Raw genomic sequence first — 15,820 nt, forward strand, 5'->3', positions numbered from 1 at the left:
AAATTTTATAAGGTATGAAATATGAAGTTTAAAAAAATTTTCAAATGGACAAGTACGACTATTCAATTAATTTTAGTGATTTTTGTACTAACTATTCATTATCTATCTGATGAAAAGATGGGAGTAATGCGATCATTAACTTATAGAAATAGTGTATATGATAAATTATCCTTAAGACTAAAGATAATTTATGGGTTAATTTTATTGCTGATAATTTTAATAAGTTTAAGTGTTAAAGCTTATAAAAATTTTAATAAGTTTAAGTATTCCATTGGAGTTATAGCAATTACTTTATGTTTAATTCTCTTTGGAGTAATCTTTAATTCACAAGTTTTATTATCTTACTATGTAATTTTAATAGGATTTTCAATAGTATTGGTTATAGAACTATTAAAGATTATATTTCTTTAAACTTTACTATAGGGCTGTATTTTGCTGAGTTTCTTTTGAAGCTCAGCCTTTTCTTTTGAATTAAGAAATAAATTACATTATCTTTACAATTTGGATATAGATATATCACTCCTAAATTTAATCTATCTCTGAAAATAATTAACACTTATTGGTGTCGTCCCTAAAACTACTAAATTCAAAATTTATAGTTCACAATTCCGGATATTTCTCAGTGATAACTGAGAAATTTAGAATTGATTAACCGTAGCGGCGAACAGTGTTCGNNATTAAGTTTTAAGGTAGTTTATTTATAGATAATCTCCTCTGGTAATAACAATAGATAACAAATATATATATTTATTTTGCATATATTTTTTGAACAATACTTGGTAAATCATTGTATTGTATTTCCTGCCAATAAGTGACACCACGGAATGGTGCGACATATAACTCTAAATAAGCATTTTCTCGTAGCTCTTTGCTTGCAGTAAATGTTAGAGATTTCACATTACCTTTATTATCATATGAATCTAGGATATATTCATATCTATCATCGTCATTTAGAAATATATTTTTATTATTTATAGAAGTATAGTAAATACTTTTGCCTGCTGGGTTTTCTGGTGTTAATTTATTTGGATTAAGAAATAAAATTGAGAAAGAAATTATCATAAGCATTATTAGACATATAATAGAAAAAAACTTTTTCATTAAGCTCTCCCTTTCTATTTTTATTAAGCTATTATGTCAACTTTTGTAAGTCTTTTGATTGTAAAATGAGAAAATATAATTATGAAAACCAAATTCATTAAAAGAAATATACTGTTTTCTATAATAGTTAAGCTTTCCTGACTTAAAACACCCATACCAATTGTTAAAAATGAATATGGGAAAAACATACCAAATTTTGCAACATATATTCCTAACCCTATAAAAGTTGTACAAACGCAAATGCCAATAGGGACTGCAAAGCTGCGGATACGAATGGATATCCAAAGTTGTATTGACCCTATTGATATAGATGCTAGCCAGCCACGAAACATCCAACCAAAAATTTCTTTTGGAATTTGTGATGAAAATCCAAAAAGTTTTCCAGAGCAAAAATACAAGCTAATAAAAAAAGTTTGTACTATAAAGATTAGAAATCCAACTATTAATAGCTTAGCTATAAATACACTTGAGATTGAAACAGGAGCTGTCATTACCGTATTCCAATTTTTATTCATATGTTCCAGTCTACACACATAAGCACAAAGGATAGAAATAAGAATAGGTAGAAAGAACTCACCATAAAATAGACTTACTTGTGTCCAAAGACTATACCATTCATTTTGCAAAATCCCCTGATTAAAATAGAAATTTGCTCCTCCAATCAATATACTGACAATTGGAAGTATAATTAGGATAAGCCATATATGAGAATGGCGAAGTTTAAGTAATTCAGCCTTAATACATTTTTTAATCATTTAAAATCCCTCCGTTATATTTCTTGTTTAGAAACATGAGCGTTTCCAGCAATATAAAAAACTATTCCCATTAATAAAACTATAGCTATAATTTTAGGGTCAATAGTACGTATTATGTATTCTGCTGACGTACCATTATATATATAGGTTACAGGGGATAACTCTATGTAATAAGACCAAATAAAGATACGACGTAAAGATGTTGGGAAAAGTGCTGCTGACATTCCTAAAAATCCACCAATCATTCCTAAACATAGAGCAAAAGCTTGATTTTTAATGGAAAAAGATATCCATTGCTGCAATGCAAGTATAGCCATATTGGTAAGCATAGTAGATATTATAAATCTTATTAATAATGCAATAGGTATAGAGCCAGGTACGTTTTTTACTATACCAAAGATTGAGATAGCAAGAATTTGAATAATAACTCCGTAACATAGTAGTATGGCAGAACATAAATATTTGGATGCATAGATGTGACTAATTTTCTTACTTGTGGATAATAAGAGTTTCCATGTATTTCCTTTATGTTCAATATCACAAATACGAGAAGCTACAATTGCTGAAATAATTGGTAAAAATAGTCCATTCATAGAAGATATAACTGCAATGATTGCTTCCCATTTTATACTTTCTGGATTACGACTCATGGACATACTTATAGCCATAAATGCCCATAATATTTCTGCACCGATGAATATGGTAATCATAGATAATATACGTTTCCGACGTAATTTATAAAATTCTAATATAATTGTTCTCATTATAGGCTTTGTTCCTTTCCTGTTAATTCTAAAAATACACTTTCTAAATTCCTCTTATGCTCTTCAATACGGAAAACATCTATACCAGACTCAATCAAAAATTTGTTTACTTTTGCTATCTCATTATCTTTCATATCTCCTAAAGTCAGAGAATGATTATTAACAACTGGTGAAAACCCTTTATATTGAAGCAAATTTGCTGCTACTTCATTATTTTGTGTTTTAATAGAGATATGAGGCTTGCTCATATTTTTTAATAAGTCCATGCTGCCTTGAAATAAAAGCTCCCCATGATTTATGATGCCAACAGATGTAGCTATTTGCTCAATTTCCGATAGCAAGTGACTAGAAATTAAAACAGTAATTCCATATTGTTGTGGTAAGCATTTAATAAGTTCACGAATTTCTCCTATACCAGCAGGATCAAGGCCATTTGTGGGCTCGTCTAATATAAGCAGTCTAGGAAAATTGATTAATGCCATTGCAATGCCAAGACGCTGTTTCATACCTAATGAATATTGTGATACTTTTTTATCCTTCTGATTTTCTAATCGAACAATTTGTAAAGCTTTGTGAAGATTTTTATCTGATCCACCACAGAGATGTTGCATAATACGCATGTTTTCCATTCCGGTAAGATGCCCATAATAAGAAGGAGACTCAATGAGAGAACCTGTATTACTTAAAATATAGTGGCGATTTTTAGCAAGTTCTTTTCCAAAAATTCTAATATTACCATTAGTGGGTTTTACAAGACCTAATAACATTTTGAGAGTAGTTGATTTTCCAGCTCCATTAGGACCAACAAAGCCATAGACATCACCTTCGTAAATTGTTAAATTGACATTGTTTACTCCATAGATTTTATCGTAGTATTTTGAAAGATTATGTGTTGATACAATTGTGTTCATTTTTTTCACTCCTTTTATTTTTAAAAATTTTCTCTAGGAGTAGTGTAGCACCACAACCTTTCTTTCCACTTACAAGAACCTTACGACAACCTTAAATTTATGTAATGAGAAGAAGTTTATTAGAAGTTACAGAATTTGTATTATATAATAAAGTTGGGTGATGAAATATGGAAGATTTAAAATATAGAAAGATACTCATTATTGATGATGAGAGTGAAATAAGAAATATGGTAGAAATTTTTTTACGTAAAGAAGGATTTTCACGAATATATCATGCATCAAATTGTAAAGAAGCTTTAATGCTATGCCAGACTGAGAAGCCTGATATTGCTATTCTAGATGTGATGTTACCAGATGGTGATGGTTTTTCTTTGCTTTCCTCCATACGTAAATTTTCACAATTACCTGTTCTCTTTTTATCAGCAAGGGGAGAGGATGAAGATCGTTTGTTAGGACTGGGCTTAGGAGCAGATGATTATATTGTGAAACCTTTTTTACCTAGAGAGCTTATGCTTAGGCTTATGGCTATATTAAGACGGGTTTATAACTCATCAATTAAGGAGAGCTTACCTATTTTTACTGTTGGTGATTGTATTGTGGATTTGGAAAGTGCAATGGTACGCAGCGAAAAAGGTGAACAACCATTGACTGCTAAAGAACATGCTTTACTTTTAAAACTCTATGAAAATAAAGGACGTATTACTACAAGTGATGCTCTGTGCCAATCTGTATGGGGAGATGATTATTTCGGTTATGAAAACACTTTAATGGTTCACATAAGGCGTATTAGAGAAAAGATTGAGTCAGAACCATCTAAGCCTAAATACCTAATTACTATTAGAGGACTTGGATATAAACTCATAGTAGAGGAAAAAGAAATATGAATGGCGCTTATAAAATTTTAAGGCATTTCATAAGAGCAACTATATTCATATCTATTGGCTTGGTAATTTTAAATTTTATTATGCTTGGAACACTGATATTTAAAGGAATGAGTGAACCACAAGGACAATCGCCTCTTAATACAGTTAAAGTGGTTTCAGAAGGATTAAGTAATAATGGATTAAGTTATAGCTTGGATAATGAAGTTAAAAAACTATTAGAAGAAAAAAAGGCTTGGGCTATGCTAATAAATAAAGAAGGTGATGTGATATGGAATGAGAGAATGCCAAAGGAGGTTCCTAATACTTATTCCATTACAGATGTAGCACAATTTTCACGGAATTATTTAATGGACTATCCTGTCTATGTATGGGAACATAGCGATGAACTTCTTGTTGTTGGATACCCAAAAGATAGTTTTGCTAAATATCAATTTAATTTTCCTATAGAGTGGGTAAGTTCTTTGCCTTTAAGAATATTATCTTTAATAATAATAAACATTCTTTTAGCATTATTATTGTCACTTTTGATTGGTTCTCGTTTAATAAAATCTATAAAATCTATTATTGGTGGTATTCATGCACTAACGGAAGAAAAGCCTGTAGATATTGAGCCTAATGGCGTCTTAAGTGATCTTGCAGAAAGTGTTAATTATACTTCTAAACTTTTAGAAGAAAAAAATACTGCATTAAGGGCAAGAGATGAAGCACGGTTCAATTGGATCGCAGGTATATCTCATGATATACGAACACCGCTTTCAATAATGCTTGGGTATGCAAGTAGCCTTGAGGAAAATGAAATTATAACTTTGGAACAGCGCCAGCAGGCAGGTATTATTCGTCATCAAGGGGAAAATTTACGCTCTCTTGTTGCAGATTTAAATATGGTATCAATGCTAGAGTATGATATGCAGCCACTAAATAAAAAGATACTTAAATTGTCATCACTTGCAAGACAAGTAGCGTCGGAGTTTTTAAATAATGGATTAGAGGAAAAATATACTATAGAGTTAGATGTTTCAGAAGAATATATAAAAATAGATGGGGATGAGAAGCTATTAATTCGTGCAATAACCAATCTTGTTCAAAATAGTATTATTCATAATAAAGAAGGTTGTAGAATATTATTACAATCAATCTTAGATGAAGATAAAAAAACTTGTGGTTTTATTGTATCAGATGATGGTAAAGGAATGCCACAAAGTGAAATACCAAATTTATTGGAATTACCCTATTCTTCTAAAAGAAAGAGCTTCATTCATAATGGACATGGGTTAGGATTACCTATGGTCTCAAGGATTATTAAAGCTCATAATGGCAAATTTATACTTGAAAGTCAAGAGGAGAAAGGGTTTAAGGCAATAATTATTCTCCCCGTTATAGAGCGTTAAATTATATATTTTTAGAACTATAACCTATTAATATAAAATAATAGAAATTAAAAAGTATATGTAAATATTAATATTCTTAGCTTATATGGCTTAGAGAGGAGAGGTTACTATAAACAATCATTATAGAGGATCTAAAATATATATTATAGGTTCAGTGGCAAGTGGAAAAACTACAATGGCAAAAAAACTATCAGACCAATTCAATGTTTCATGGTATGAATTAGATAATGTAGTTCATTTGAGGTTACCAAGTGGTGATGTAAGAAAATCTCCAGAAGAAAGAGATTTTGAATTCAATAAAATTATTGATTCTGAGAAATGGATTATTGAAGGTGTTTTTCGTCAATGCTTTAAAGAGGGATTTAATAAAGCAGACACTATTATTTTACTAGATACACCATTATTCAAACGAAAATATCGTATTGCAAAGCGTTGGATTCGTCAAAATTTAAAACTAGAAAAGTCTAATTATATTCCAACTATGAAAATGCTTTTTTCTATGTATAAATGGAGTAGTGATTTTGAAAAATCTAAAGATAATATTCTACAGATGCTTGAATCTTATGAAGATAAAGTAATCATACTTAAGGATAATACAGACCTAAAGTTTTCTTGAAAAATTGAAAATTAAGAATGAAAANNTTAAAACTCCACCGTCAAAGCCCTTGGAGCTTTTTAGAATAGAAGGGCTCAATAGCTGATTATAATTAAATAAAATTAAGTGTAAGTAGATTATGTGAGACAAAATTTACTTACACTTTTTTTATAATCATTTATATAATATAAATATAATTTAGCTATTTTTTATTTTTATAAAGGCACTGTTTAAGGCAGAATCTACATTTCCATTGTTCTTTCCTCCGCCTTGGGCTAGAAACTCACTTCCACCACCTCTACCATCAATTAAGGTGATAGTATCTTTAAGAAGATTATTCATATTTATATTTTTTACATCTTTTGATTTTGCAAATATTAAATTAGCTTTTTCAGAAGATTTAATAGCAATTAAGGCAATAGTTTTAGGATTATCTGTAATTTTTGAAACTAATTTACTTACATACTTCATATCTTCATTATCATAAATTTCTTTAACTATAGAAATATCTCCTATTTTTTCAGCTGAATCTATAATTTCACGAGTTTTATAATTAGTTAATTCAATCATAGCTTTTTTATTTTCTTCTATAGTATTTTTAAGTTCTTCATGCAAGTTTTTTATACCCTTTATAGCTTCTTCTTCATTGGTATTTAAATATCTACATATAAGATTCATATAGTGATCTTTTTTTAGATAGTCTTCAACAGCTCTATTTCCTGTTAAGAATTCTAGTCTAGTTGCCTTTTTATGTTTTTCCCATCTTTTTATTTTGATTACTTGAAGTTCTAGCGTTGAGGAAGGGTGAACGCCGCAACAAGCATTTATATCTAAATCTTCTATTTTAACTACCCTTATTTGTTCATCTGTTTTTGGAAGATCTCTTCTTAGATTTAATTTTTTTAGTTCCTTTTTATTTGGTATTAAAAACTCTACCTTTAAATTGTTATGAATAATTTCATTTGCCATAGCTTCAGCTTTTCTAATGGTTTCTTCATCTAAAATACCTTCTATGTCCACTGTGCTAACGAATTGTCCTAAATGAAATCCGCAGGTATTGGCATTGAAAAATTTAAAGAAACAGCCAGAAAGTACGTGTTGACCTAGGTGCTGCTGCATACCATCAAATCTTCTTATCCAATCTATAGAACATTTAGCTCTATGTATTTTTATAGGCTTCTTTTCAGTGACATGATATATAACTCCATTTTCTTCATATACATCTATAACATTTAAGTTTTCTATTAAACCTAAATCACAAGGCTGACCACCACCACCAGGGAAAAAAGCTGTTTTATCTAGTACAATATGAAATTTATCATCAATTTCTTTAACGTCTATAATTTCTGCTATAAAATCTTTAATATATTGATTTTCATAATAAAGTCTCTCCATTTAACATTCTCCTTTATTAAACACTTATACAATTGAAAATTGANNCTACTGTTCCCCAGAGGTGGAATATTAGTAGTCTGTATTGCTAGTTAAAAACCTATTAAAGAAATTAATTCGGAGAGAATTAATCTCAACTATAATTGTCAATTGCCCACTTTTAATTGTTAATTTCTTTAAGTTTCAAACTGAAATATCTAAAAGAATAGATACTCAGTTATATATTAAATTTTAAAATGATTTATCTATATTGTATATGCAAAACTGAATTAATTAAAGTATATATAAAGAAAAGGATAAGTTGAAAAATTTATTATAAGGATTTTATAGAATATACATTTAAATCTATTGCTTATGCAAAAATTGACAGTTAATTCTGAAAAATGCTAAAATAGCTTTATTAATGAGATGAATTCATAGATTTATAGAAAATGAGAAGTTTTAAATTAGTTATCATATAGAATGAACTAGCTATAAAGTAAATTATGTATAATAAAAGTAAATTTTATTATATGGTTATGGATTTATGAATAAAAGGGGGGAATATAAAGACTATGATAAATAAAAAAGTCTTAGATAAGATTAGTATAAATATCAATAATTATTTAAATGATCTTGTAGAGAAAGAGAAGTTTAGCGGCGCCATATTAGTTTCTATAAAAGGTGAGAAAATAATTAGCAAAGGATATGGTATGGCAAACTATGAATTAGATGTTTTAAATACATCTAAAACAAAATTTCGTATTGGTTCTGTAACAAAGCAGTTTACAGCAGTAGCAATAATGCAACTTTTTGAAAAAGAAAAATTAAGTTTAGATGACACATTAGATAAATATATTCCAGATTATCCCAAAGGAGACAAGGTAACCATTCATCATTTATTGACCCATACATCAGGGATATTTAATTATACTAGTATTGAAGGCTCAATTGAGAATACTATGAGGAAGAAACATAGTTTAGAGATGCTCATTAATGAATTTAAGTATGTTCCATATGATTTTGAACCAGAAGCAAAATACTCTTACTCAAATTCTGGATATGCTTTACTAGGATATATAATTGAAAAAGTATCTAATAAAAGCTATGAAGAATACTTACAGGAAAATATCTTCAATAAACTTTTAATGGCTGATACTGGATACGATGATTATTATAAAATAATTAAGAAGAGAGCTAATGGTTATGAGCTAAAAGGCGAAGAAAAAGGGATGGTAAATTGTGAATTTATAGATATGAGTATACCCCATGCTGCAGGAGCATTATACTCAACCGTTGAAGATCTNNTATATATTTGGAATAAAGCACTAATTGGAGGAAAAATTATTAGTGAAGAATTATTAAAGAAAATAACTGAAAAATATATTAAGGTTAAAGAAAATGATTATTATGGATATGGAGTACATTTAATTTCTGAAGAACTTGGAGGCAAAGTCAGAGAAAGGGTAGACCATAGCGGGATAATACCTGGATTTCTTGCATCAAATGAAGTTTTCCCAGAGGAAGATGTTCAAATTATTATGATAACAAATGTTCCAAGTGAGCATTTTTTTAAGAGAGTGTCTAAGATAAGAACAATTATTTTCGAAGAAATATAGTAAAGTAATTTTTAAATTATAAATTAAAGAGATGAAGGGAGAGTAGTTGATATTATTCTCCTTTTTATAATAGTCTAGATAAATTGATATAATGGAATATTTGTATATATAAAATAAGATTATTTATAATAATCTTATTTTAATTATTTATATTAAGCAGGGATTACTTAAAAATCAATTATTTATTTTGTATAAAAATATTTTTAAGGTTTATGGATAATTTAAAATTTGAGCTTGTATCTTTATAGAATTTTTATGGTTTAAATTAATATAATCTTTAACAAGTCCTTATAGCACCGTGATAGGTGCTTTTTTATTATAGAGAAATAAAAAGATTAGCATCTTAAATGTAAAATTAAAATTTTATTTAAAGATAGGGTTACAAAGGTACTATTACATTCTCTTTATATAGTGTAAAACAAATTTAAAATTAAGGAGAGGATGTTATGTTATTACAAAAGGGTAGTAGAGGAGAAGAAGTAAGAAAACTTCAACAAAAACTTATTTCACTTGGTTATAGTGTTGGCCAATATGGAGCTGACGGAGTATTTGGACAAGGTACTTATGATGCGGTAATTAAATTTCAAAGAGCCAATGGACTATCGGCAGATGGGATAGTAGGACAAGCAACTTGGAATGCACTTAATAATTCTTCTGGTAATAATTCTTCTGGTGGAGAACTATTAAAAATGGGATCAAGAGGAGATAAAGTAAGAGAACTACAGCAAAAATTAATAAATAAAGGATATAGCGTAGGTCAATATGGAGCTGATGAAGTATTTGGACAAGGTACTCATGATGCGGTGATAAAATTCCAAAGAGCCAACGGATTATCAGCAGATGGAATAGTAGGACCAGCAACTTGGAAGGCATTAAATAGTTCTTCAAATTCGAATGATGATGTAGTTGTAGGTGGATCAGGTGTTAGTAAATTTATTGAAGTAGCAAAACAAGAACTTAAAAAAGGATTTAAAGAAACTAATGGGAACAATATAAATCCTTATGGCGAATGGTATGGAATGAATGGTCAACCTTGGTGTGCTATGTTTGTGTCTTGGTGCGCTAATAAAGCTGGAATACTTGGAAGTATTGTACCAAGGTATGCTCTTTGTTCAGATGGAGTAAATTGGTATAAAGCTCGTGGAAGATACAAGACAAGAATTTCAGGATACAATCCAAAACCAGGCGATGTTATTTTCTTTAAAAATTCATCAGGTTCTTATTATCATACTGGTATTGTAGTAGAATATTTACCTTCTGAAGGAGCAATTCGTACTATTGAAGGAAATTCTAGCGATGCTGTAAAAATGAACTATTATAAGCTTAATAAAACTATTATAGATGGCTATGGAGCAAATTAAATTCAGAAAACTTTAAAAGAAGTACAAAGTATTACAGTAGCTGTATAGAAATAGCTTATATAGTTATTTATCCTTAAGAAGTTTTAACAGTTTTATTAAAAATATATTTTAAAAATTAAGGGCTATTCAAAATACTTTTGAATAGTCCTTGATTTTTATAAAAAGAAGGTGAAAAGTATTTACTAGGGAATATATTAAAAATGAAGTAAATTTTAATATTATATTTTAATGGAGGAAGTTAAAAATATGATTAAAGAAATTGAAAATCGTAGAAGTATTAGAAATTACATTGCTAAATCTGTTGAAGATGAAAAAATAATTCAGATACTTGATAGTGCAAGACTTGCACCATCTGGTAGCAACACGCAGCCATGGCATTTCATTGTGGTAAAATCTGAATCTACTAGAAAAAGATTAGCTGAAGTATCCCATAATCAAAAATGGATGCTTTCTGCTCCAGTCTTTATTGTATGTGTTGCCGATATACGCTCTAGAATGGGAGAAGATATAGATATAGTACTAAATGAGGATAGTCCACAAATGGAGCTGAAGCAAATAATCAGAGATACATCAATTTCTATAGAACATATGTTACTTGAAGCTACTAGTTTAGGATTAGGCACCTGTTGGGTTGGGTGGTTTATTCAGAAAGAGATTAGACCAATACTAAATATACCATCTGATAAGTATGTAGTAGGTGTTATAACTATTGGATATACAAATGAAACTCCAAAAGCTCGTCCGCGAAAGAATCTTGAAGAAATAATACACTATGAAAATTGGTAAAAATCATATAAGAATAAGCTTTTTAATTTACAATAAGATTAAGGATGTAAGAAAATATATAAAGCTTAAATAGAATATGTGACGTAACATGATCATTGGGGAAATAAAAAACATTTAAATAATAGGAATAGCTAAAAAGTAGGGGTGACCAGTATGATAGAAACAAAACGTCTTTACATAATTGATGCTACTGAAGAAGATATTGAAACTATTATCGAATTGGAAAGCCATGAGGATAATAGAGACTTTCTTTGGATTGGTACTTATGAAGAGCACAAAGCAGAAATTGAAGATAAAAATCACTTGCTTTTTGTATTTAGACAAAAAATGGACAATTCAATTATTGGATATGCTCTAATTAGATTAGATTTTAAATCAGAAATTTTTGAACTAAGAAGAATTGCTATTTCTCACAAAGGAGTAGGATATGGAAAAGAAGCCATGATCGCATTACTAAAATATGCATTTGAAAATAGAAATATTAATCGCTTTTGGTTGGATGTGTATCCGAATAATTTGATAGGGATTAGGCTTTATGAAGGACTTGGAATGCATCGAGATGGAGTTCTAAGACAAAGCTATAAATCTAAACGTGGTTATTTAGATCAAATTATATATTCAATGCTAAAAAATGAATATTACGAAAGTAGTTATATTAGTTTCTCATCGAATTAAGTATTAGATTTACTAAATAAACAAACTAAGTAGAATACTTATTTAGATTGAATTATATTCTTCTTAAATTGTTACACAATGGTAAAAAATATTAATGTATATCATAAATAATCAGAGTGATTATGGAAGAAATGATAAAATGCATCTTAAAAGAAATATATTTTAACGTATATGAAAATAATGTAAAAATAATTAATTTAGTGAGAAAATTAGGTTTTAAAACGAATATGACAGAATACCATCTTGAATTTATTAGTAAAGAATTATCTTAATTAAATTATAAACATACAATAATAAAAAATAGTTAGATAATGTAAACTAAAAAAATATTTAGTATATTAATGGAGACCGGTTATGAGTAGTAAAACTAGAAAAAAGATCTTAATTGACTCTGTAATTTTTGCTATTATACTTGTAGTTTTTATGCTCTATATTTCTAATTATTCCCAAGGATTAGAGTTTAGAAGTGGAAAGTATTATTGCAAAATAGATATTTTAAATGAAAATAGTACAGAAATTTTAAAATGGGATATGGCAATATCTAAAAATAACATTAAAAACAATATTATTGAAAATGATTTTAATAAGGAAACACTTGAGAACTTTAGAAATAATATTAGTGAGATTAGTGTTAAAAGATTTCATTTATTTGTATTTCTACTATATTTAATTTTTATTTTAAAAATTTTTATAGATTTACGAAAAGATAGTCAATTATATAAAAGAGAAAACAATAAAAAATCTTTACAGCTGTCTATTACAATTATTATGATTTTCCCAATTTATAAGATTATTATTTCTTCTATTGAGTTAAATCAATTATGTAAAGATGTAGTTTATTATTTTAATTTAATTAAATAGATTAAAAACTATTTATAGCATATATGTTTCATTGCTAATATGATTAAAGCCTTACATAGCTAATAAGCTTAGATTATCAAAAGCTTTTCAATAAGATTAAAGAGCTATGGAATACAGCTATATAACTTGTTTATTGAGGTAATGTTATGTTTAAGAGTGGTGAATATTTGATATACTAAAATCTTATATAAAGTAATATACATTCTAGAATGAACATAATCTTTATCTGGAGATATTATAAGTTGTGTTGTTTTTAAAATATTTATTAAAAAATTATATAATTGGAGGGGAATATGGTTAGATTAGAAAAGATGAATGAATTTGATTTTGATAACTACATTAATAACTCTATTAAGGATTATGCTGCTGAAAAAATTAAAGCAGGTGCTTGGGCTCAAGAGGAAGCAGAAAACCTATCTAAAGAAACTTTTGCTAGATTACTTCCAAAGGGTATTTATAGTGAAAATCAATATCTCTTTTCTATAATAGATGATGATAAACAGATAAAGGTTGGATATCTATGGTTTCAATGTTATGAAAAATTAATTGAGAAAGAAGCCTTTGTATATGACTTCATTGTTTTTAAAGAATTTCGTAGTAAAGGATATGGCACTCAAGCACTTAAATCTCTTGATGACGTAGTTAAAGGACTTGGTATTAATAAAATTTCATTACATGTATTCGCACATAATAAAAGGGCTTTATCATTATATGAAAAGACAGGATTTATTGCTACTGATATAAATATGTCTAAAAATATTTAATAGGTAGCTTTAATGAGCCGTAAATTATTATAAGGATTTATTAATACTAATATAAAAAGTAAATATAAATTGAGATACCGTATTATTCATAAGTGAATTTGCGGTGTTTTTTATTTTGTGACAGGAATGGCTTACCAAGCAATCTTAAATTTAATAATTCATTTCTAAAAATATATAGACGTCTTTTTACTGGAATATGAAGGAACTTGAAGTGTTAAAGAGAATGTATTATAGACATAAGTTTAGGGAGATATAAATATTAGATTATATAAATTAAATTATTATAAATAGAGGAGAGGGTAATTTTGAAAAACAATTATAAAATTATTTCAATAATACAGTGGACATTTAATATTATTACCGCGATTATAGTTATTTTATATTTTTTACATTTTGTTGAAAGGAATATTGCTTTTCTATTTTTAGGTGTAAGTAATATTATTAATGGAGTAGATCGAATTAATATTATAAAGAGAACAAATTTAAAAGAAAATAAGAATTATTATAAGATTACTGGAATAAGTTGGATTATTTTGGGCGTCTTAATTACATTTTTATCTGTTTCTGAATTGTTAAATTAGCTGTTGTTAAGTTATAGGATGATTATATTACAATATAACTATCAACTTTTAAGATAAGGATTAGGGAGATAATATTTTTTTAAGAATATAATTCATAATTATTATATTTTGCGAAGAGTGCATTATAATAGGAGGCTATAATATGGAATTTATTAATTTGTTAATTAGTGCAATTATTCAAGTTATATTATTTTTAATTTTGCCATTTATTTGGTGGGTTACAAGAGATAAAAAACAGTCAAACTTTTTAAAGTATTTAGGTATAAAAAAGCCAATTGTAAAAGACAAAAGTAGATATATATTAACTTTTATATTCACCATATTTATTTTATCCTTTGCAGCTTTTATAATTGTGCCATTATTTGTAGACGACTCTAATATGGCAACTTCACAGTTTAAAGGAAAAGGTATTTCTGCTCTTTTTCCCACTCTAATTTATGCTTTTTTACAAACAGGACTTTCTGAAGAACTTTTCTTTAGAGGATTTTTAACAAAAAGATTTATAAAAAGATTTGGATTTAAAATTGGAAATTCTATTCAAACATTATTATTTGGACTAATGCATGGAATTATGTTTATGGAATTATCGGGAATATTAGGAGCTGTAATAGTTACTTTAATCACTGCTATGGCAGGTTGGTTAATGGGATGGATTAATGAAAAACAATCAGAAGGATCTATAATTTCAAGCTGGTTACTTCATGGTTGTGCTAATACTCTAGCATCATTCATGGCAATGTTTAACATAATTTAATTATATAGAAAATAGTAACTTTTCAGGAGTGAGTATTTTATGTTAGGTCATTTAGGATTTTCATATATAGGTCTTATATATTTATTGATGCTATTTATTCCTAATATTATTTGGAGTAAAAATCGGCCAATAAATTACGATACTACTGAAGAAAATAAAATATTATTATTATTTGAACGTGTAGGTCAAGTATGTTGTACGTTCAGTGTATTGATTTTTAATGATTTTAATATTACTTCATTTTCAATATGGACTTTATGGCTTATTATATCATTTTTACTGATGATACTTTATGAGATTTGTTGGATTAGATATTTTATTAATGAACATACAGAATATAATTTTTATCGTAGTTTTTATGGAATTCCGATACCTCTTACAAGTTTGCCTGTCATAGCTTTTTTATTATTAGGTATTTATGGGAAAGTTATCTGGTTGATTGCCTCTGCTATTATACTTGGTATAGGGCATTTAGGAATACATATTCAGCATTTAAAAAGAATAAAATGAGAATAAAAACAGGTAGTCTAATTGCCAGTGGAAGTTAGACTACCTGTTTTTAATGTATATATTTTTTTATATTAATAATAGTTATCTACTATAAATTCTATTAATGTTAATATTTAATCATTGGTTAATACTGAGAAAGA

18 protein-coding genes are annotated in these 15,820 nt (G+C 27.9%); 13 read left to right on the top strand and 5 right to left on the bottom strand.

The genetic code is table 11. The features are described 5' to 3' along the window. Positions 1–21 precede the first annotated feature (21 nt). Complete coding sequence (locus B3603_RS09810) at positions 22–411, top strand: hypothetical protein (RefSeq protein ID WP_291563968.1); 390 nt, start codon at positions 22–24, stop codon at positions 409–411. A gap of 336 nt (positions 412–747) precedes the next feature. On the opposite strand, the gene B3603_RS09815 is transcribed toward B3603_RS09810, so the two are convergent. From B3603_RS09815 to B3603_RS09830, 4 genes are read right to left on the bottom strand one after another with little or no spacing between them, the layout of a single operon-like run. After that, positions 748–1,101 carry a YxeA family protein gene (locus B3603_RS09815; protein WP_291563970.1) on the bottom strand — a complete coding sequence of 118 codons (354 nt, stop codon included), beginning with the start codon at positions 1,099–1,101 and terminating at the stop codon, positions 748–750. Positions 1,102–1,124: 23 nt separating this feature from the next. Next, positions 1,125–1,856, bottom strand: coding sequence for an ABC transporter permease (locus B3603_RS09820; RefSeq protein ID WP_291563972.1), 732 nt, complete (start codon positions 1,854–1,856; stop codon positions 1,125–1,127). 14 nt (positions 1,857–1,870) lie between these two features. Next, positions 1,871–2,620, bottom strand: a complete 750-nt coding sequence (locus B3603_RS09825; RefSeq protein WP_291563974.1) for an ABC transporter permease — start codon at positions 2,618–2,620, stop codon at positions 1,871–1,873. Beyond that, complete coding sequence (locus B3603_RS09830; protein ID WP_291563976.1) at positions 2,620–3,531, bottom strand: ABC transporter ATP-binding protein; 912 nt, start codon at positions 3,529–3,531, stop codon at positions 2,620–2,622. The genes B3603_RS09825 and B3603_RS09830 overlap by 1 nt, the downstream gene beginning before the upstream one ends. Before the next feature lie 167 nt (positions 3,532–3,698). On the opposite strand from B3603_RS09830, the gene B3603_RS09835 reads away from it, so the two are divergent. From B3603_RS09835 to B3603_RS09845, 3 genes are all read left to right on the top strand, one after another. Next, positions 3,699–4,415 (top strand): response regulator transcription factor, encoded by a 717-nt coding sequence (locus B3603_RS09835; RefSeq protein WP_291563978.1) that lies wholly within the window; start codon positions 3,699–3,701, stop codon positions 4,413–4,415. Continuing rightward, a complete protein-coding gene (locus tag B3603_RS09840) occupies positions 4,412–5,803 on the top strand; it encodes a sensor histidine kinase (protein WP_291563980.1) in 1,392 nt (463 codons plus the stop codon). Before B3603_RS09835 ends, B3603_RS09840 begins: the two co-directional genes overlap by 4 nt. A 154-nt stretch (positions 5,804–5,957) precedes the next feature. Then, positions 5,958–6,419 carry a hypothetical protein gene (locus B3603_RS09845; protein WP_291563982.1) on the top strand — a complete coding sequence of 154 codons (462 nt, stop codon included), beginning with the start codon at positions 5,958–5,960 and terminating at the stop codon, positions 6,417–6,419. Positions 6,420–6,596: 177 nt separating this feature from the next. On the opposite strand, the gene B3603_RS09850 is transcribed toward B3603_RS09845, so the two are convergent. Further along, on the bottom strand, positions 6,597–7,793 hold the full coding sequence (locus tag B3603_RS09850) for an alanyl-tRNA editing protein (protein WP_291563984.1): 1,197 nt from the start codon (positions 7,791–7,793) through the stop codon (positions 6,597–6,599). Between the two features lie 551 nt (positions 7,794–8,344). Here B3603_RS09850 and B3603_RS09855 point away from each other — a divergent pair. From B3603_RS09855 to B3603_RS09895, 9 genes are all read left to right on the top strand, one after another. Beyond that, complete coding sequence (locus tag B3603_RS09855; protein ID WP_291563987.1) at positions 8,345–9,388, top strand: serine hydrolase domain-containing protein; 1,044 nt, start codon at positions 8,345–8,347, stop codon at positions 9,386–9,388. 446 nt (positions 9,389–9,834) lie between these two features. After that, on the top strand, positions 9,835–10,749 hold the full coding sequence (locus tag B3603_RS09860) for a peptidoglycan-binding protein (RefSeq protein ID WP_291563989.1): 915 nt from the start codon (positions 9,835–9,837) through the stop codon (positions 10,747–10,749). 246 nt (positions 10,750–10,995) lie between these two features. Beyond that, complete coding sequence (locus B3603_RS09865) at positions 10,996–11,535, top strand: nitroreductase family protein (RefSeq protein ID WP_291563991.1); 540 nt, start codon at positions 10,996–10,998, stop codon at positions 11,533–11,535. 153 nt (positions 11,536–11,688) lie between these two features. Beyond that, positions 11,689–12,210, top strand: coding sequence for a GNAT family N-acetyltransferase (locus B3603_RS09870; protein WP_291564261.1), 522 nt, complete (start codon positions 11,689–11,691; stop codon positions 12,208–12,210). 354 nt (positions 12,211–12,564) lie between these two features. After that, positions 12,565–13,071: a hypothetical protein gene (locus B3603_RS09875; RefSeq protein ID WP_291563994.1), complete on the top strand. Its 507-nt coding sequence runs from the start codon at positions 12,565–12,567 to the stop codon at positions 13,069–13,071. 293 nt (positions 13,072–13,364) lie between these two features. Beyond that, a complete protein-coding gene (locus tag B3603_RS09880) occupies positions 13,365–13,835 on the top strand; it encodes a GNAT family N-acetyltransferase (protein ID WP_291563997.1) in 471 nt (156 codons plus the stop codon). A 305-nt stretch (positions 13,836–14,140) separates the two neighbouring features. Next, entirely contained in the window at positions 14,141–14,416 is a 276-nt protein-coding gene (locus B3603_RS09885) for a hypothetical protein (RefSeq protein ID WP_291564000.1), read from the top strand. A gap of 142 nt (positions 14,417–14,558) precedes the next feature. After that, positions 14,559–15,170: a CPBP family intramembrane glutamic endopeptidase gene (locus B3603_RS09890; protein ID WP_291564003.1), complete on the top strand. Its 612-nt coding sequence runs from the start codon at positions 14,559–14,561 to the stop codon at positions 15,168–15,170. 39 nt (positions 15,171–15,209) lie between these two features. Next, on the top strand, positions 15,210–15,680 hold the full coding sequence (locus B3603_RS09895; RefSeq protein WP_291564006.1) for a hypothetical protein: 471 nt from the start codon (positions 15,210–15,212) through the stop codon (positions 15,678–15,680). The last annotated feature ends 140 nt before the right edge of the window (positions 15,681–15,820 follow it).

The sequence above is a fragment of the Clostridium sp. UBA2485 genome (assembly GCF_002341865.1).
GTDB lineage: Bacteria > Bacillota > Clostridia > Clostridiales > Clostridiaceae > Clostridium_J.

Excerpts from the sequence above, each read along its gene's own strand:
- B3603_RS09870 (WP_291564261.1), top strand. The coding sequence starts at position 11,689 with ATGATAGAAACAAAACGTCTTTACATAATTGATGCTACTGAAGAAGAT.
- B3603_RS09825 (WP_291563974.1), bottom strand. The coding sequence starts at position 2,620 with ATGAGAACAATTATATTAGAATTTTATAAATTACGTCGGAAACGTATA.
- B3603_RS09860 (WP_291563989.1), top strand. The coding sequence starts at position 9,835 with ATGTTATTACAAAAGGGTAGTAGAGGAGAAGAAGTAAGAAAACTTCAA.
- B3603_RS09820 (WP_291563972.1), bottom strand. The coding sequence starts at position 1,856 with ATGATTAAAAAATGTATTAAGGCTGAATTACTTAAACTTCGCCATTCT.
- B3603_RS09810 (WP_291563968.1), top strand. The coding sequence starts at position 22 with ATGAAGTTTAAAAAAATTTTCAAATGGACAAGTACGACTATTCAATTA.
- B3603_RS09815 (WP_291563970.1), bottom strand. The coding sequence starts at position 1,101 with ATGAAAAAGTTTTTTTCTATTATATGTCTAATAATGCTTATGATAATT.
- B3603_RS09890 (WP_291564003.1), top strand. The coding sequence starts at position 14,559 with ATGGAATTTATTAATTTGTTAATTAGTGCAATTATTCAAGTTATATTA.
- B3603_RS09840 (WP_291563980.1), top strand. The coding sequence starts at position 4,412 with ATGAATGGCGCTTATAAAATTTTAAGGCATTTCATAAGAGCAACTATA.
- B3603_RS09835 (WP_291563978.1), top strand. The coding sequence starts at position 3,699 with ATGGAAGATTTAAAATATAGAAAGATACTCATTATTGATGATGAGAGT.
- B3603_RS09875 (WP_291563994.1), top strand. The coding sequence starts at position 12,565 with ATGAGTAGTAAAACTAGAAAAAAGATCTTAATTGACTCTGTAATTTTT.
- B3603_RS09895 (WP_291564006.1), top strand. The coding sequence starts at position 15,210 with ATGTTAGGTCATTTAGGATTTTCATATATAGGTCTTATATATTTATTG.
- B3603_RS09850 (WP_291563984.1), bottom strand. The coding sequence starts at position 7,793 with ATGGAGAGACTTTATTATGAAAATCAATATATTAAAGATTTTATAGCA.
- B3603_RS09830 (WP_291563976.1), bottom strand. The coding sequence starts at position 3,531 with ATGAACACAATTGTATCAACACATAATCTTTCAAAATACTACGATAAA.
- B3603_RS09880 (WP_291563997.1), top strand. The coding sequence starts at position 13,365 with ATGGTTAGATTAGAAAAGATGAATGAATTTGATTTTGATAACTACATT.
- B3603_RS09865 (WP_291563991.1), top strand. The coding sequence starts at position 10,996 with ATGATTAAAGAAATTGAAAATCGTAGAAGTATTAGAAATTACATTGCT.